This is a genomic window from Pseudomonas yangonensis, assembly GCF_009932725.1.
Lineage (GTDB): Bacteria > Pseudomonadota > Gammaproteobacteria > Pseudomonadales > Pseudomonadaceae > Aquipseudomonas > Aquipseudomonas yangonensis.
Window position 1 is genome coordinate 44078 of the sequence record NZ_BLJU01000006.1, and the last position, 15837, is coordinate 59914.

Genomic DNA, 15837 nt, shown 5'->3' on the forward strand with positions numbered 1-15837 from the left:
CGACCAGTGGCGGCACGAAAGTGCAAAGTTGTTAACTGGTGCGCGTCCCTGCGCGCTCTGGATCACGTTGCGAAATGGATGCGATGGCCTACCGCGTAGCCTGCCAGGCGCTCACCGATGGCCTCAGCCAATGCCCGATCCTGGCTTGGCAGATGAATGTGAGCCAGTTGACCGGCCTTGTCGTCGCTCAGCACTTCGACCCGTGCGCCAGGATGCAGCTCGCCGACGGCGGCCTGGTAGACACGGGCGATGGCGTCGAAGCGCAACGCCGGTTTGAAGGTCTTGCCCACCGCGGTGAGCGGAATGGCGTCGATGATCCATGCATTCTTGGGGATTGCGGCGCGCTCGGGAATGTGTGCGGCGGCATGCTCCAGCAGTTCCGCTTCGCTGGCCTGGCTGCCTGGTTTGAGCTGCACGTAGACCACCGGCAGCTCGCCGGCCTTTTCGTCCGGCTTGCCGACGGCCGCCGCCATGGCCACGGCCGGGTGCTTGTGCAGGGCTTCCTCGATCATCTGCGGATCGATGTTGTGGCCGCCACGGATGATCAGATCCTTGCTGCGACCGGTCAGCCAGATATAGCCATCGGCATCGACGCGGCCGAGATCACCTGTGTTGAACCAGTCGCCATCGACCCAGATGCCGGCATTCTTGCTGGCCTGCAGATAACCTCTGAATACCGTGGCGCCACGGATGCACAGGTTGCCGATCTCGTTGGGCGCGGCGTCGCGCTGATAGCGACCCTGATCGTCGAGCATCTTGATGCGCACTTCACAGTAAGGCATCGGCAGGCCGATCGAGCCCGGACGGCGCTCACCGGCCGGCGGGTTGGCGCAGCTGCCGCAGGTACCTTCGGTCAGGCCGTAGCCCTCGATCAGGGTCAGGCCGGTCTTGGCCTCGAACTGGCGGATCAGCTCGACAGGCATCGGCGCGGCGCCGCACAGCGCGTATTTCAGCGAGGACAGGTCATGGCCCTCGCTGGGCACCTGCAGCAGGCCGGCATAGATGGTGGGCACGCCGCTGAAGAAGCTGACCTTGTGGCGTTCGATCACCTTCCAGAAATTGCCGATCAGCGTGGTGTTGCGGTAGCCCTGTGGGGTGGCCAGCAGCACCTCGGCGCCGCCGATGAAGGCCGCCAGGCCGGTGACGATCACGCCGTTGACGTGAAACAGCGGCAGGCCGCAGAGCGTCACGTCACCGACGCCGAAGCGGGTCACCAGGTTCATGCTGTAGGCCATGGCCACTTCGTTGCCGTGGCTGTGTGGCGCCAGTTTCGGCGTGCCGGTGGTGCCTCCGGTATGGAAGTAGCTGGCGATGTCCTCGGGCAGGATGTTACGGCCACTTTCCAGGCGGTCGGCGGGGCAGGCCGCGATGGCCTCGTCGAAGTCCAGCACGCCGTCGGGCAGGGGGCCGCGCTGGGCCTTGAGTGCACTGCGCTGGGGTTCCGGCAGCAGGTTGGCCAGGTCCACGCAGAGAATCGCCTTGAGCGCCGGTAACCGATCACGCAAGGCATCGACCTTGTCCCACAGGTCGGTGCCGGGGAAGGGGGCCAGGGTTACCAGCAGTTCGGAGTCGGAGGCGTGGATCAGTTCGGCGATGTGCTCGGGATCGAGCAGCGGGTTGATTGCATTGACGATCCCGGCCGCTTCGCCGCCCCAGATGGTGTAGTGGGTCTGCGGCAGGTTTGGCAGCAGGAAGGACACCGCCTTGCCCGGGCGCAAGCCCAGACGATGGAAGGCGTTGGCGGTTTGAGTGACCTTGCCGAGCAGCTCGGCATAGCTCAGGCGCAGCGGTGTTTCTTCCCCCGTACCCTGGAGGATGAACGACAGTGCCGGTGCATCCGGATAGGTCTGTGCCGTGCGGCGGATCAGCTCGAAGGTGCTGCTGGGTAGATCGCGCTCGCTCAACGGCGTGCTTTCGATCTGCTCGATATCCTGCAGGGTACGAATCAGGGGCGCTGTGCTCATTTATCGTGCATCTCTTCGGTTCGGTCAGTCGGCCAGCAATTGGCCCAACCATTCGGCGATGTCGCGAATCTCTTCCGGAATGACCTCATGGGCCATGGGGTAGTCGCGCCACTGTACCGGTACAGATTGGGCATGCAGGCGGTCGAAGGCGGCGCGGCCCATGTCGGGCGACACCACGTCGTCGAATCTGCCATGCAAACAAAGCACCGGCAGTTGTCTTTTTGTATCCGCAAGCGGCATGTCATCGCTGAAGGTCGGTGCGTAGGTCGACAGCGCCAGCACGCCACCGAGAGTCTGTGGATAGCGCAGGAAGGCGGTGTGCAGCACCACCGCGCCACCCTGGGAGAACCCGGCCAGAACAACGCGTTGAGCGGCAATGGCGCTTTCGCGCTCGGCTTCGATCAGCGCGATTACCTGGTCGGCGGACTCCTCCAGTTGCGCCTGGTCGATGGCGCGTGCCGGGCTCATGGCGAGGATGTCGTACCAGCTCGGCATGCTCCAGCCGCCGTTGATGGTCACCGGGCGGGTCGGTGCCTGCGGCAGGATGAAGCGCGTGGTGGGCAGGCGTTCCTGCAGCATCTCGGCGACCGGCAGAAAATCGTAGCGGTCAGCCCCCAGTCCGTGCAGCCAGATGACACTGGCGTCGGCGGTTTGCGGGGGCTGCAGAATCATGGGTGCGGTCATTGGTAGCTCCAGTGTGGTGCGGGCGCATCGATTTGGGGCGCGCCCCTGCTCAATGCTTGGCTAATCTGTGAATAAGTTGTCGCACGGGTGAATCTTTTGCTCTTGACCCTGCCGCATACGGCACTTCGCCATGTGCTGGTACGAGGCTTGCTATGGCTCATCCGAACTGACGACGCGGTGCGCCAACGGTAACACTGTGCCATTGCACGCCGCTCAACAGGCGGGAATCTGCTGTGTGGGGTTCCTAACCAGACCGTCGGGGCGATCCACGCCCAGACGGGTGACGATCCGTCTCAGGCCCGTTCAACCGATGGGCAGGGTAGGAGCAGTTGGCCAGCAGAGGGTAATGCCGACTAGACTCCTGCCTGACGTTCGCACTTCTCGTCGATACCGTTGCTGCCAGCGGATCGCGTGCCTCAAAAGGGTAGGGAAGGCGGACGGAGACTCCAACACAACAAGAGCAAACTGGAGGTTTTTGATGAAGATGGTGAAATCCACCCTGGCTGTGCTGACCACCGCAGCTGTGCTCGGTGTCAGTGGCTTCGCTCAGGCAGGCGCCACCCTGGATGCGGTGCAGAAGAAAGGCTTCGTGCAGTGCGGTATCAGCGACGGTCTGCCAGGTTTTTCCTACGCCGATGCAAAAGGCAATTACATGGGCCTCGACGTCGACGTCTGCCGCGCTGTTGCAGCCGCGGTTTTCGGTGATGCCAGCAAGGTCAAGTACAGCCCGCTGACCGCCAAGGAGCGCTTTACCGCGCTGCAGTCCGGCGAAGTCGACATCCTGTCGCGTAACACCACCTGGACCAGCTCGCGCGATGCGGCCCTGGGCCTGAACTTCACCGGCGTGACCTACTACGACGGTCAGGGCTTTCTGGTGAACAAGAAGCTGGGGGTTTCCAGCGCCAAGGAACTGGACGGCGCTACCGTGTGCATCCAGGCCGGTACCACCACCGAGCTGAACCTCTCCGACTACTTCCGTGCCAACGGCATGAAGTACACGCCCATTACCTACGATACCTCCGACGAGAGCGCCAAGTCGGTCGAAGCCGGTCGTTGCGACGTGCTGACCTCCGACCAGTCGCAGTTGTACGCACAGCGCATCAAGCTGGCCAACCCGGACGACTACGTCGTGCTGCCGGAAGTCATCTCCAAGGAGCCGCTCGGCCCGTCCGTTCGTCAGGGTGACGAGGAGTGGTTCGACATCGTGCGCTGGACCCTGTTTGCCATGGTCAATGCCGAAGAACTGGGCGTGACCTCGGCCAACGTCGAGGAAACCGCCAAGAACACCAAGAACCCGGACGTAGCCCGTCTGCTGGGTACCGAAGGTGAGTTCGGCAAAGACCTCAAGCTGCCGAAAGACTGGGCAGTGCAGATCGTCAAGCAAGTCGGTAACTACGGCGAGACTTTCGACCGCAACGTCGGTGCCGGCAGCGAGCTGAAGATCGAGCGTGGTCTCAACGCCCTCTGGAACAAGGGTGGTCTGCAATACGCACCGCCGGTGCGTTGACCGTCCACAGCGGCAGACCTAGGTCTGCCGCTGTCGTTTCCGATTAAGTGAACTCCGGCCTGATTGTGTGCGGCCGGGGCTTCCGTGAGGGTTGTCATGCATACGACTGCTAATGCCCCGCGCCCGCGAGGATCGCTTCTCAACGATCCGCAGGTGCGCGCCTGGGCTTTCCAGATCATTGCCGTTGTCGCTGTCGTGGCGCTCGGCTGGTTTCTCTTCCAGAACACCCAGGCCAACCTGGAGAAGCGCGGGATCATTTCCGGCTTCGCTTTCCTCAACAACAGCGCCGGTTTCGGTATCGCCCAGCACCTGATCGACTACAGCGAAAGCGATAGTTACGGGCGCGTGTTCCTGATCGGCCTGCTCAATACCCTGCTGGTGTCCTTCATTGGCATTGTGCTGGCCTCCATTCTCGGCTTCGCGCTGGGCGTGGCACGGCTGTCGCCGAACTGGCTGATCAGCAAGCTGGCCACCGTCTATATCGAGATCTTCCGCAACATTCCGCCGCTGCTGCAGATCCTCTTCTGGTACTTCGCGGTCTTCCTGGCCCTGCCTGGGCCGCGGCAGAGCCTGGATGTCGGTGAAACCTTCTTCCTCAACAGCCGCGGTCTGTACATGCCGGCGCCGAGTCCTTCGGAGAGCTTCGGGCTGTTCACCCTGGTCCTGCTGGCCACCATCGTCGGCATCATCGCCCTGGGGCGCTGGGCCAAGCAGCGCCGCGAAGCCACCGGCAAGATATTCCCGCTGCTGTGGACGTCGCTGGCGCTGATCGTCGTCGTTCCCGGTCTGACCGTGCTCGTCGCCGGCAACCCGCTGGTGTGGAGCGTGCCGGAACTGACCGGTTTCAACTTCCGCGGCGGCTGGGTGATGATCCCGGAGCTCATGGCGCTGACCCTGGCGTTGACCATCTATACCGCGGCCTTCATCGCCGAGAACGTGCGCTCGGGGATCATGGCGGTCAGCCATGGCCAGACCGAAGCCGCGCGCTCGTTGGGGCTGCGCTCGGGCGTCACCCTGCGCCTGGTGATCATCCCGCAGGCACTGCGCGTGATCATCCCGCCGCTGACCAGCCAGTACCTCAATCTGACGAAGAACTCCTCGCTGGCTGCCGGTATTGGCTACCCCGACATGGTCTCGCTGTTCGCCGGCACGGTGCTCAACCAGACCGGCCAGGCGATCGAGGTGATCGCCATCACCATGAGCGTCTATCTGGCCATTAGCATCAGCATTTCCCTGCTGATGAACTGGTACAACAAGCGCATCGCGCTGACCGAGCGGTAAGGAGCAGCCATGCAGACTCATACATTCAAACCGGACCTGCCACCGCCGCGCATGAGCGTTGGCGTGCTGGGCTGGCTCAAGGCCAATCTGTTCTCCAGCTGGTTCAACAGCCTGTTGACCCTGTTCGCGCTTTACCTGATCTGGCTGGTTGTGCCGCCGCTACTGCAGTGGGCGATCATCGATGCCGACTGGGTCGGCAGTACCCGCGCCGACTGTACCCAGTCAGGCGCCTGCTGGGTGTTCATTCAGCAGCGCTTCGGCCAGTTCATGTATGGCTTCTATCCTGGCGAGCTGCGCTGGCGGGTGGATGCTACCTTGTGGTTGGCCATTATCGGTGCGGCCCCGCTGTTCGTTCCGCAAATGCCGCGCAAGGCGCTCTACGGCTTGGCATTCTTGGTGATCTATCCGGTAATCGCCTGGTGCCTGCTGCATGGCGGCGTGTTCGGCCTCAGCGTGGTGCCCACCAGCCGCTGGGGGGGCCTGATGCTGACGTTGGTGATCGCCTACGTCGGTATCACCGGCGCCTTGCCGCTGGGTATCCTGCTGGCGCTGGGGCGACGTTCGAACCTGCCGGCGATCAAGGTCATCTGCGTCACCTTCATCGAGTTCTGGCGCGGTGTGCCACTGATCACCGTGCTGTTCATGTCGTCGGTGATGCTGCCGTTGTTCCTGCCCGAAGGCATGCACTTCGACAAGCTGATGCGTGCACTGATTGGAGTGATCCTGTTCCAGTCCGCCTATATCGCCGAGGTGGTGCGCGGCGGTCTGCAGGCCATTCCCAAGGGCCAGTACGAGGCGGCTGCGGCGATGGGCCTGGGCTACTGGCGGATGATGGGCCTGGTGATCCTGCCGCAGGCGCTCAAGCTGGTGATCCCGGGCATCGTCAACGTCTTCATCGCCCTGTTCAAGGACACCAGTCTGGTGATCATCATCGGCCTGTTCGATCTGCTCAACAGCATCAAACAGGCGACCACCGACCCGGCCTGGCTGGGTATGGCCACCGAGGGCTACGTGTTCGCGGCGCTGGTCTTCTGGATTTTCTGTTTCGGCATGTCCCGCTATTCGCTCCATCTGGAGCGGAAGCTGGATACCGGCCACAAGCGTTAGGAGTTGATCAGTATTTGCTGCGCGTCGGCCAGGCGGCGTTGAAAACATTCTCGGAATGCTCACGTACAACAGTACGCCCCGCTCCCTCGAATGTTTTCGCCTTGCCTGGCTCTAGCTCGCTAAATCCTGAATCGAGCCCTCGAGAGGAATGAATTTATGAGTGAAGCAATCAAGCAGCCCAGCGCCGAGCCGATGATCCTGCTGCAGGGCGTGAACAAGTGGTACGGCCAGTTCCACGTGCTCAAGGACATCAATCTCAGCGTGCAACCGGGTGAGCGCATCGTGTTGTGCGGGCCGTCCGGCTCGGGCAAGTCCACCACCATTCGCTGCATCAACCGTCTGGAAGAGCACCAGCAGGGGCGCATCGTGGTCGATGGCACCGAGCTGACCAGCGACCTCAAGCACATCGAGGCGATCCGCCGCGAAGTGGGCATGGTGTTCCAGCACTTCAACCTGTTCCCGCACCTGACCGTGCTGCAGAACTGCACCCTGGCGCCGATGTGGGTGCGCAAGATGCCCAGGCGTCAGGCCGAGGAAATCGCCATGCACTTTCTCGAGCGTGTGCGCATTCCCGAGCAGGCCCACAAGTTTCCCGGGCAGCTCTCCGGTGGTCAGCAGCAGCGTGTGGCGATTGCCCGTGCGCTGTGCATGAAACCGAAGATCATGCTGTTCGACGAGCCGACCTCGGCTCTCGACCCGGAGATGGTGAAAGAGGTGCTCGACACCATGATCGGTCTGGCCGAAGACGGCATGACCATGCTCTGCGTGACCCACGAGATGGGCTTCGCCCGGACCGTGGCCAACCGGGTGATCTTCATGGACAAGGGCGAAATCGTCGAGCAGGCCGAGCCCAACACCTTCTTCACCAACCCGCAGAACGAGCGCACCAAGCTGTTCCTCAGCCAGATCCTGCACTGAGTCGGCGTTGCGTTGTGGATCGGGGAGCCTTCGGGCTCCCTTTTTCTTTGCAGGTGCGGCTCTATCCGGCGGCTATGCCGCCAATCTGTAGGAGCGGCGCCCCCGCCGCGAACCGGGGCGGCGCTGACAGGAAAAGCTTCGCCCCGAGGCGGGGCTCCTACGAAAAGTCGCTTTGATTGGCATCAGCCTTCGGACACCTTGGGTGCCTAGTGGCGTCGCATGCGCTTGCGAAAGGCGCCGGGCGTCTCGCCGCACAGCTGTTTGAAACGCTTGGCGAAGGTGGCGCGGTCGGCGAACCCGACTTCGCTGGCAATCTGCTCCAGCGACTGCGTCGAGTCGGCCAGCGCCTGTTGCGCGACGCTGACGCGCAGGCGCTGCAGATAGTCGCCTGGCGTCAGCCCGGTGGCCTGCTTGAAACGGCGCAGCAGGGTGCGCGCCGAGCAATGGGCCTGCTGCGCCAGGCGATTGAGGTCGATGGCCTCGGCATGGTGCTCGCGTAGCCAGGCCAGCAGCGGTGCCAGTGTCTTGTCTTCGCTGCTGGGTAGCAGCGGAGCGAAGCGTGTCTGCGTGCCGCGCTGGCGCTCGATCACCATGGTGCTGGCCACCTGTTGCGCCAGCCATTCGCCGGCATGCCGGGCGATCAGGTGCAGGCACAGGTCGAGCCCGGCCTGGGCGCCACCGGAGCAGAACAGCGGCCCATCTTCGGTCAGCAGCAGGTCGCTGCGCAGTTTCACCTGGGGAAAATGGCGGGAGAAGGCCTCGGCCAGTGCCCAGTGGGTGGTCGCCTGGCGACCATCGAGCAGGCCGGCGGCGGCGAGCAGGAAGGCGCTGCTACACAGGCTCGCTACCTGTTGCCGGTCGCGTCGGGCCAGCCAGGGCAGGAGCTCGGCGTTGCTTTCGAGGGTCTTGCTGATGGCGCTGCCGGTGGCCGGCACGATCAGCAGGTCGGCCTGTTCGGCCAACTGCAGACCGCCGTCGACCCGGATCTGGGCGAACTCCAACTGCACCGGCTGGCCATCGAGGCTGAAGCGCTCCAGCCTGAAGCAGGCTGTGCCGGCCAGGCGATTGGCCAGGCTGAAGGCGTCCTGCGCCATGCTCAGGCTGGAGCAGACGGTTTGCGGGCAAACGTAAAGGGCGATGCGCAGCATGGAAATGGCTCTTACATGGATTGGCGATTATTGACACAAAGTTGTCTTTGTAGCCAATCGCCATCGTACCCTCCGGCGCACACACTAGGCGGCATTCACCGACGCAGCGCAGTCACTGCCGTCATCACCGACAGTCACGCAGGAGCGAATCATGAACCACCCCAACGCCGATCTACTCCAGCGTTTCTACAGCGCCTTCCAGAAGCTCGATGCCGAAACCATGGCGGCCTGTTACGCCGAGGATGTGCGTTTCTCCGACCCGGTCTTCACCGGCCTGCGCGGCGACGAGGCAGGGGATATGTGGCGCATGCTCTGCAGCCGTGCCGAAGACTTTTCGCTGACGTTCGACTCGGTGCACGCAGACGGCCATGCCGGCAGCGCGCGTTGGATCGCTCGCTACCGTTTCAGCGCCACTGGTCGTCAGGTGATCAATCACATTCAGGCACGCTTCGTGTTTCGCGACGGGCTGATCGTCGAGCACCGCGACCACTTCGATCTGTGGCGCTGGGCGCGTCAGGCGCTCGGTGGCAAAGGGCTGCTATTGGGCTGGGCGCCACCGGTTCAGGCGGCCATTCGTCGACAGGCGGCACGCGCTCTGGCCCAATTCCGCGCTTCGCGCTGAGGCGGGCGAAGGAACGCAGTGGTAGGCTACTCGGTCTTAGCCTTCAATAACGAGAGTGCGCACATGGGGTGCCGCACCTCCACTGCCAATCGAGACCTGCCGTGACCGAACTGATCGTTGCCGTAAAACAGGCCAAGGCCTGGGGGGTCCATGCCGTTACAGCCAGCGGCGTGATCCTTGCGCTGCTGGCATTGCTGGCTGTACTCGACGGCCAACCCAAGCAGTGCCTGATGTGGCTCGGCCTGGCGCTGCTGGTCGATGGCCTGGACGGATCGCTGGCGCGACGCTATGACGTCAAGGGCGTGCTGCCGCATTTCGATGGTTCGACACTCGATCTGGTGATCGACTACCTCACCTACGTGTTCATCCCCGCCATCTTCCTCTACCGCTTCATTCCATTACCGGATTACACGCCGCTGTTCGCCGTAGGGCTGATTCTGCTGTCCTCGCTGTTCTGCTTCTGCAATCTGAACATGAAGAGCAAGGACAACTACTTCGTCGGCTTCCCGGCGGCCTGGAACGTGGTGGTGCTGTATTTCTACATACTCGATGTCCATCCCTGGATCACCCTGGGCATGATCGTGCTGCTGGCCGGCCTGACCCTGACCAAGATGAAATTCCTGCACCCGTTCCGCGTACGTCAGTTCATGCCGCTGAACATCCTGGTGACCTTCGTCTGGATGTTTTCCAGTGCGCTGCTGATTTTGCAGTACCCGGCCAACCCGTTCTGGCTGCTGGCGCTGTGGTGGCTGGCTTCGGCCTATTTCGTCGGCATGTGCCTGTGGCGCTCGGCGCGTGAGTGGTTCCCTGCACGCGGATGAACGCGGCCGTCGAAAAGGCCTGGTTCGTCTATCTGGTGCGTGCGGCCAATGGCGCCCTGTATTGCGGTATCAGTGATGACCCGCAGCGGCGTTTCGCCCAGCACCAGAGCGGCAAGGGCGCCCGTTTTTTCCACACCAGCCCCGCGCTGGCGCTGGCCTATGTCGAGGCCTGTGCCGGCAAGGGCGATGCGTTGCGGCGTGAGCGGGCGATCAAACGCCTGAGCAAAAGCGCCAAAGAAGCGCTCATTCTGGCCGTTGATGGCGTCGCATCACCCTGAGACGGTGGGCGTAGCGAGGCGCTGCGGTTAAGCTGAGGTCTTTCGATCCTGCCACGGAGCGCGCCATGCACGAGCTGATCCTGCACCATTACCCGACCTCGCCGTTCGCCGAGAAGGCCCGCCTGATGCTGGGCTTCAAGCAGCTGTCCTGGCGTTCGGTGATGATTCCTCCGGTGATGCCCAAGCCTGATCTCACCGCACTGACCGGTGGCTACCGCAAGACACCGGTGCTGCAGATCGGCGCCGACATCTACTGCGATACCGCGCTGATCGCTCGCCGTCTGGAGGCCGAGAAGGCCACCCCGGCGCTGTTCCCCGAAGGTCAGGAATTCAACGTCGGCCTGCTCTCGCAATGGGCCGACTCGGTACTGTTCCAGCACGTCGTGGCGCTGGTGTTCCAGCCCGAGTCGATGGCGCTGCGCTTCGCCAAGGTGCCGCCCGAGTTCGCCAAGGCCTTCGCCGCCGACCGCAGTGCGCTGTTTTCCGGTGGCAGCGCGACCCGTCTGCCGCTGGAGCAGGCCAAGCACCAGTGGCCGGCGCTGATGGGGGCATTGCAGCGCCAGCTGCAGCGCGAGCAGGGCGATTTCCTCTTCGGTGAGCCATCACACGCCGATTTCTCCGTGGCCCATTGCCTGTGGTTCCTGCGCGGCACGCCGGTGACCTCGCCGCTGGTCGATGATTATCCCGAGGTCGCTGCCTGGCTCGCCCGGGTGCTGGGCTTCGGCCATGGCTCGTTGAGCGAAATGAGCAGCGAGCAGGCGATCACCGTGGCGCGTGAGGCGGCGCCGGCAGCGCTGCCGGACGAAGCCTTCGTCGACCCCAACGGCTTCGAGGCCGGCCAGGCGGTGAGCATTGCGGCGGTGGACTACGGCGTCGACCCGGTGCAGGGTGAATTGGTGCATGCCGGGCATGATGAGCTGATCCTGCGTCGCGAGGACGATCGCGCCGGCATCGTGCACGTGCACGTCCCGCGCCTGGGCTTCCGGATCGAGGCGCGTTGAGGCCCGCTGCGCCGCCTGTCAGTAGGCGGCGCGGATGGCGCGCACGTCGTAGCCATGGATGACCTGCCCGCGCAGGTCGATCACCGGCACACCGCGGCCGCCAAGCGCCTGGTATCGGGCGCGGCCGGCGGCATCGGTCTCGATATTCACTTCGCGATAGGCGATGCCGTCCTCGGCGAACAGCTCGCGCGTCTTCGCGCAATAGCCGCACCATTGCGTGGCGTAGAGCACCACTTCACCGCTGGCGTTGCCGGCCTGTGGCGGGGCGATCCAGCGCTCGATCTTGTCCCAGTGTTGCCACAGGGCTAGGGCGGCGAGCAGCAGCACAAGCGTCTTCATCGTGTCGCGTCCTTGTGTGATGGCACGGTCGTGTCAGGGTAAACCGCGCCGGGTCATCCCGCCAGCCGTGCGCTATCAGTCCTGGCGACGCTTGAGCTGGTCCTTGAGCTGGGTCGGCAGCTGGCGAATGATCAGCATGTCACGGCCCTCGTCGTACTCGACCTTGGAGCCCAGCAGGTGTGCTTCGAAGCTGATCGACAGCCCCTCGGCGCGGCCGGTGAAGCGCTGGAACTGGTTGAGGGTGCGTTTGTCCGCCGGAAATTCCGGGGCCATGCCGTAGTCCTTGTTGCGAATGTGCTCGTAGAACGCGCGCGGACGGTCTTCGTCGATCAGCCCGGAAAGTTCGTCGAGGGTGATCGGCTCGCCCAGCTTGGCCTGGCTGGTGGCGTAGCCGACCAGCGTCTTGGTTTTCTCGCGGGCCTGCTCTTCGGGCAGGTCCTCGCTTTCCACGAAATCGCTGAAGGCCTTGAGCAGGGTGCGTGTCTCGCCCGGGCCGTCGACACCTTCCTGGCAGCCGATGAAATCGCGGAAGTAATCCGAGACCTTCTTGCCGTTCTTGCCCTTGATGAAGGAGATGTACTGCTTGGACTGCTTGTTGTTCTGCCACTCGCTGATGTTGATGCGCGCAGCCAGGTGCAGTTGGCCCAGGTCAAGGTGCTTGGCCGGAGTCACGTCCAGTGCGTCGGTCACCGCCACGCCTTCGCTGTGGTGCAGCAGGGCGATGGCCAGGTAGTCGGTCATGCCCTGCTGATAGTGAGCGAACAGCACATGGCCGCCAGTGGACAGGTTGGACTCTTCCATCAGCTTCTGCAGCTGCTCCACGGCCTGGCGGCTGAAGGCGGTGAAGTCCTGCTCGCCATCGAGATAGGCCTTGAGCCAGCCGCTGAAAGGGTAGGCGCCGGATTCCTCGTGGAACAGGCCCCAGGCCTTGCCCTGCTTGGCGTTGTAGCTCTCGTTGAGGTCGGCCAGCAGGTTTTCCATGGCTTGCGACGTGGCCAGCTCGCTGTCGCGGGCGTGCAGCACGGCCGGGCTGCCGTCGGGCTTCTTGTCGATCAGGTGGACGATGCAGTGACGGATCGGCATGGCGGTCTCGTGGGCAATGAAACAGGAGGCGAAGTTTACCCGAAGGTGGCGGATACGCCTTATTCGACCTCGGTAAGCCGCTTCTAAACACGGTTTGGTTCAAGCGCAGATCTGAAGTCTATCTTCAAAGAAGCCTTGTCTTCAGGCGGCCTCCAGCTGGAGTGAATAGTGACCGTGGATATACCGGCTGTAGAACAAATAGGCTCCACCGCCCAGGCAAATTGCCACGGCGCTGGCTAGTGCCATGGCTCCGTAGAGCGGGAAAGACACGGCAGGCAGATAATCACCCAAATTTCGCAGTACCACTCCATGCAAGGTTATAGCGGAGGATGGCATCAGAATCGAACCGTAAGCCAGGCACGTTACATAAGTAGAAATAGCCCAGCGGAAACCAAGCAGACGTGACAATGGAGCAGACCACTCCCGCAGGCGTTGTTCGGGGAGTTGCCAAAGCTCATGACAGATGGATTGGCAATCACTGCGCTCCTCTGACAGTGCGGCGATTTCCGTGTTCAGCCGGGCACCTAGTGCGCTACCCGCATGGAACAGGCCATCCTTACGACGTCGCAATTTTCGTCCCTCTATTTCTATCTGTTCTAGTCGAGCGTCTATTGCGCGGGTGCGGGCCTGATTTTCGGACAGTTCCTGTTGTTCCTCCTCGTCGAGTAGTATTTCCGCCTCGTCTGGAGTACGGGGATGTTTTGCATAGAGAAACTCGCATATCAGCCAGCCCAGCCAGATGAAGGAGGTGGCGAGAATGGTTAGTAGAAATACTATCCAGCCCAGTAGCCACAGCAACAGCCCTGCCGGATTACCTTCCTGTTTCTTCTTTCTGCTCATGGGATTAATACTCGGGGAAGGCGATATTGGCGTCGCGTGATGGCGCTCGACCTTTGACTCGACTCATGACTTGCACGAGCAATGCCCGACACTCGTCACGCTTCTGTTTGTGGCTGAACATCAGTTGATAGGAGCCGAAGTCGCCGGACAGATTCAGCCCGTATTGTCTGCGGTTGCTCTTACCACGTCGGATGCGCTGGGTATCGTTATCCAGTCGTTCTATATCGTTGATGGCGACCCGAATACGTCTGGCATGATCGAAAAAGCGCCGGAGGCTGAGAATGTCATGCAGGCTGTTTTCTAGGTCGTCGGCGCTGAAGGTAAGAGTATTAGATACCGGATCGATTCGGATGCCGGCGGACTGCGCCTTCCAGACTCGCCAGGCAAACAAGCTGGCCGAAAACAGACTGCCGTAGAGACACAGAGAGACCCATATCTCCGGGCGAAAATCGCTCAGCAGCAGCCAGATCAGCAGACCTCCCGATAGTAGGAGGCTGAAGAACATACTCAGCCAGCAGGCGGCAGTGACTCTTATGGCGTGCCAGATGTCCACGATCATATAGGCTTTGCGATGCAGTGAGCGGCGATGTCTGTTACTCATGAAAGCCAGCCTCGAAATAAAATTACCGCAACAGCTACGCCGCCGAGGATAGCCGGCAGATAAAAATGCCAGTTGGCGAGTGTTTCTAGGGCGTTTTCTTGAATTATGGGGCGCTCCTCGTGTGGCGGTTGCGCTGCTTGAAAGAGGCTTGGAGGCGGTTCGGCAGGCGCGTCGAAGTGGATCGCGACATCTGCCTGCGTGCTTTCCGTGGGGGCCTCATCAACTTGATCCAGAGCCTGGCGGAATAAACCTTCCACATCTGCTAGCAATTCAACGTCATAGGCTTCTATGTAGGCGTGGGTGTGGCGCAGGCTGGTTTTCAACTGCTCGCTACTCACTTGGGATGTCCTCCACGGTCAGCGTGCGCAGTTGGTCGCGGCTGGGATTGTCGATTTGTGCCAACCGGTTGGCGTGGGCCTGCATTACCTCCTCGAAGAAAGTGCGGACTTCCCGCGCGTTGCCGAAATGCTCGCCGCGCCTAATCCAACGGTTCTTGATGACCTGTGCGCTCTTTTGCCAAGCCTCGGCACGAAAGCGCAGTTCGTGTCTGTCGCATAGGCGGCGGAAAATCCGCAAGAGATCCGCAGGTTCGTAGTCGTCAAAATGTATATAACGTGTGAAGCGCGACTTAAGACCGGGATTGGACTCGATGAACGTCCGCATCTCCTCGGTGTAGCCGGCAACTATCACGATCAGGTCGTCGCGGTGGTCTTCCATCAATTTGAGCAGAACGTCCACTGCTTCATAGCCGTAGTCACTATCGGTTCGGCCTTTCACTAGGGCATAGGCTTCGTCGATGAACAACACGCCGCCGAAGGCGCCTTCGACGACTTCGCGAACTAACCCAGGCGTCTCGCCCAAAAACTTACCGACCATTCCCGAGCGATCTGTTTCTACTAGATGGCCTTTGCGCAACAGGCCGATATCGCGGTAAATATCGGCGATCAGTCGCGCCACAGTGGTCTTGCCCGTACCGGGGTTGCCGGTGAAGACCATATGCATGGAGATCGGTGGTACCGGCAGACCATTTTCTTTGCGATTGAGGGTGTAGCGAACGAAGTTGACGCTGTTACGCACCTCGCGTTTGACGCTATCCAGCCCCACCAGAGTTTCCAGTTCCTTCAACGCTTCGCCGGGCGCTAGAGGCGAGTGGCTGGAACGAGGCCCGGTTTCGAGCTCGAAGTGCTTGCGAATCGGCTGCAGTACCTGTTCCGCTCGATCCATGTCATCCGGTGTTTTTTCGCCGTCCCAGGCAATGGCCGCCTGGATCAACTCGTCCAAGCAGGGATAGGCTTCTTCGCAAAAGCCCGGCTGTAGGCGCTCGGCTATCAGCAGGAAGGCCGGCAGTACCTGTGGGTCGAACGCCATGTTACGGTCGCGCAGGGCGCCATCGGCCAGGTTCAGCGTCCTTGCACTGAGGCTGTTGACCAAGATGGTGTTGATGAACTCTCGATGCTGCGAGCCGATCTGGCGGTCGCCGGTCATCACAAAGTCGAGCATCGGGAACAGCCAACCCAAGGTAAGCCGCACTAGCGAGTGCGGCAGCTTGGGATTGGCACGGGTAAATCGCTCATCCAGCCCGCCTGCAATCAGTAAGTTGAGCAGGTGCATCATGGCAATTTTGGCTTGGTTCAAATGCATGC

General features: G+C 61.9%; 17 protein-coding genes. 8 read left to right on the plus strand and 9 right to left on the minus strand.

Annotated features, from left to right (window positions below; genetic code table 11):
- Positions 1-62: 62 nt before the first annotated feature.
- Together GYB81_RS11170 and GYB81_RS11175 are read right to left on the minus strand one after the other, a co-directional pair.
- On the minus strand, positions 63-1964 hold the full coding sequence (locus GYB81_RS11170; protein WP_161867524.1) for an acyl-CoA synthetase: 1902 nt from the start codon (positions 1962-1964) through the stop codon (positions 63-65).
- 24 nt (positions 1965-1988) lie between these two features.
- On the minus strand, positions 1989-2648 hold the full coding sequence (locus tag GYB81_RS11175) for an alpha/beta hydrolase (protein ID WP_161867525.1): 660 nt from the start codon (positions 2646-2648) through the stop codon (positions 1989-1991).
- A 478-nt stretch (positions 2649-3126) separates the two neighbouring features.
- On the opposite strand from GYB81_RS11175, the gene GYB81_RS11180 reads away from it, so the two are divergent.
- The 4 genes from GYB81_RS11180 (at position 3127) to GYB81_RS11195 (ending at position 7461) form a co-directional block, all read left to right on the plus strand.
- Positions 3127-4155 carry an amino acid ABC transporter substrate-binding protein gene (locus tag GYB81_RS11180; protein ID WP_161867526.1) on the plus strand — a complete coding sequence of 343 codons (1029 nt, stop codon included), beginning with the start codon at positions 3127-3129 and terminating at the stop codon, positions 4153-4155.
- 96 nt (positions 4156-4251) lie between these two features.
- On the plus strand, positions 4252-5436 hold the full coding sequence (locus GYB81_RS11185) for an amino acid ABC transporter permease (RefSeq protein WP_178101910.1): 1185 nt from the start codon (positions 4252-4254) through the stop codon (positions 5434-5436).
- Between the two features lie 9 nt (positions 5437-5445).
- Positions 5446-6543 carry an amino acid ABC transporter permease gene (locus GYB81_RS11190; RefSeq protein WP_161867527.1) on the plus strand — a complete coding sequence of 366 codons (1098 nt, stop codon included), beginning with the start codon at positions 5446-5448 and terminating at the stop codon, positions 6541-6543.
- 156 nt (positions 6544-6699) lie between these two features.
- Entirely contained in the window at positions 6700-7461 is a 762-nt protein-coding gene (locus GYB81_RS11195; protein WP_161867528.1) for an amino acid ABC transporter ATP-binding protein, read from the plus strand.
- A 206-nt stretch (positions 7462-7667) separates the two neighbouring features.
- On the opposite strand, the gene GYB81_RS11200 is transcribed toward GYB81_RS11195, so the two are convergent.
- A complete protein-coding gene (locus GYB81_RS11200) occupies positions 7668-8609 on the minus strand; it encodes a GlxA family transcriptional regulator (RefSeq protein ID WP_161867529.1) in 942 nt (313 codons plus the stop codon).
- Between the two features lie 151 nt (positions 8610-8760).
- Here GYB81_RS11200 and GYB81_RS11205 point away from each other — a divergent pair, with 151 nt between their 5' ends.
- From GYB81_RS11205 to GYB81_RS11220, 4 genes are all read left to right on the plus strand, one after another.
- A complete protein-coding gene (locus tag GYB81_RS11205) occupies positions 8761-9231 on the plus strand; it encodes a nuclear transport factor 2 family protein (RefSeq protein ID WP_161867530.1) in 471 nt (156 codons plus the stop codon).
- A 101-nt stretch (positions 9232-9332) separates the two neighbouring features.
- Positions 9333-10052, plus strand: a complete 720-nt coding sequence (gene pcsA, locus GYB81_RS11210) for a phosphatidylcholine synthase (protein ID WP_161867531.1) — start codon at positions 9333-9335, stop codon at positions 10050-10052.
- The gene (locus tag GYB81_RS11215) at positions 10049-10330 is read left to right on the plus strand and encodes a GIY-YIG nuclease family protein (RefSeq protein ID WP_161867532.1); all 282 of its coding nucleotides are present in this window, start codon (positions 10049-10051) and stop codon (positions 10328-10330) included. Before pcsA ends, GYB81_RS11215 begins: the two co-directional genes overlap by 4 nt.
- 65 nt (positions 10331-10395) lie before the next feature.
- The gene (locus tag GYB81_RS11220) at positions 10396-11331 is read left to right on the plus strand and encodes a glutathione S-transferase family protein (RefSeq protein WP_161867533.1); all 936 of its coding nucleotides are present in this window, start codon (positions 10396-10398) and stop codon (positions 11329-11331) included.
- Between the two features lie 18 nt (positions 11332-11349).
- Here GYB81_RS11220 and GYB81_RS11225 read toward each other — a convergent pair whose 3' ends face one another.
- The 6 genes from GYB81_RS11225 to GYB81_RS11250 form a co-directional block, all read right to left on the minus strand.
- Positions 11350-11670, minus strand: coding sequence for a glutaredoxin family protein (locus GYB81_RS11225; RefSeq protein WP_161867534.1), 321 nt, complete (start codon positions 11668-11670; stop codon positions 11350-11352).
- Between the two features lie 75 nt (positions 11671-11745).
- Positions 11746-12753 carry a nucleoid-associated protein YejK gene (yejK, locus tag GYB81_RS11230; protein WP_017362552.1) on the minus strand — a complete coding sequence of 336 codons (1008 nt, stop codon included), beginning with the start codon at positions 12751-12753 and terminating at the stop codon, positions 11746-11748.
- A gap of 141 nt (positions 12754-12894) precedes the next feature.
- Positions 12895-13593, minus strand: coding sequence for a hypothetical protein (locus tag GYB81_RS11235; RefSeq protein WP_161867535.1), 699 nt, complete (start codon positions 13591-13593; stop codon positions 12895-12897).
- A 4-nt stretch (positions 13594-13597) separates the two neighbouring features.
- A complete protein-coding gene (locus GYB81_RS11240) occupies positions 13598-14194 on the minus strand; it encodes a hypothetical protein (protein ID WP_161867536.1) in 597 nt (198 codons plus the stop codon).
- Positions 14191-14532, minus strand: a complete 342-nt coding sequence (locus GYB81_RS11245) for a hypothetical protein (RefSeq protein WP_161867537.1) — start codon at positions 14530-14532, stop codon at positions 14191-14193. Before GYB81_RS11245 ends, GYB81_RS11240 begins: the two co-directional genes overlap by 4 nt.
- Positions 14525-15829: an AAA family ATPase gene (locus tag GYB81_RS11250; RefSeq protein ID WP_161867538.1), complete on the minus strand. Its 1305-nt coding sequence runs from the start codon at positions 15827-15829 to the stop codon at positions 14525-14527. The genes GYB81_RS11245 and GYB81_RS11250 overlap by 8 nt, the downstream gene beginning before the upstream one ends.
- Positions 15830-15837 lie beyond the last annotated feature (8 nt).

Coding starts and splice junctions, on each gene's coding strand:
- GYB81_RS11170 (WP_161867524.1), bottom strand. CDS start 1,964: ATGAGCACAGCGCCCCTGATTCGTACCCTGCAGGATATCGAGCAGATC.
- GYB81_RS11175 (WP_161867525.1), bottom strand. CDS start 2,648: ATGACCGCACCCATGATTCTGCAGCCCCCGCAAACCGCCGACGCCAGT.
- GYB81_RS11180 (WP_161867526.1), top strand. CDS start 3,127: ATGAAGATGGTGAAATCCACCCTGGCTGTGCTGACCACCGCAGCTGTG.
- GYB81_RS11185 (WP_178101910.1), top strand. CDS start 4,252: ATGCATACGACTGCTAATGCCCCGCGCCCGCGAGGATCGCTTCTCAAC.
- GYB81_RS11190 (WP_161867527.1), top strand. CDS start 5,446: ATGCAGACTCATACATTCAAACCGGACCTGCCACCGCCGCGCATGAGC.
- GYB81_RS11195 (WP_161867528.1), top strand. CDS start 6,700: ATGAGTGAAGCAATCAAGCAGCCCAGCGCCGAGCCGATGATCCTGCTG.
- GYB81_RS11200 (WP_161867529.1), bottom strand. CDS start 8,609: ATGCTGCGCATCGCCCTTTACGTTTGCCCGCAAACCGTCTGCTCCAGC.
- GYB81_RS11205 (WP_161867530.1), top strand. CDS start 8,761: ATGAACCACCCCAACGCCGATCTACTCCAGCGTTTCTACAGCGCCTTC.
- GYB81_RS11215 (WP_161867532.1), top strand. CDS start 10,049: ATGAACGCGGCCGTCGAAAAGGCCTGGTTCGTCTATCTGGTGCGTGCG.
- GYB81_RS11220 (WP_161867533.1), top strand. CDS start 10,396: ATGCACGAGCTGATCCTGCACCATTACCCGACCTCGCCGTTCGCCGAG.
- GYB81_RS11225 (WP_161867534.1), bottom strand. CDS start 11,670: ATGAAGACGCTTGTGCTGCTGCTCGCCGCCCTAGCCCTGTGGCAACAC.
- yejK (WP_017362552.1), bottom strand. CDS start 12,753: ATGCCGATCCGTCACTGCATCGTCCACCTGATCGACAAGAAGCCCGAC.
- GYB81_RS11235 (WP_161867535.1), bottom strand. CDS start 13,593: ATGAGCAGAAAGAAGAAACAGGAAGGTAATCCGGCAGGGCTGTTGCTG.
- GYB81_RS11240 (WP_161867536.1), bottom strand. CDS start 14,194: ATGAGTAACAGACATCGCCGCTCACTGCATCGCAAAGCCTATATGATC.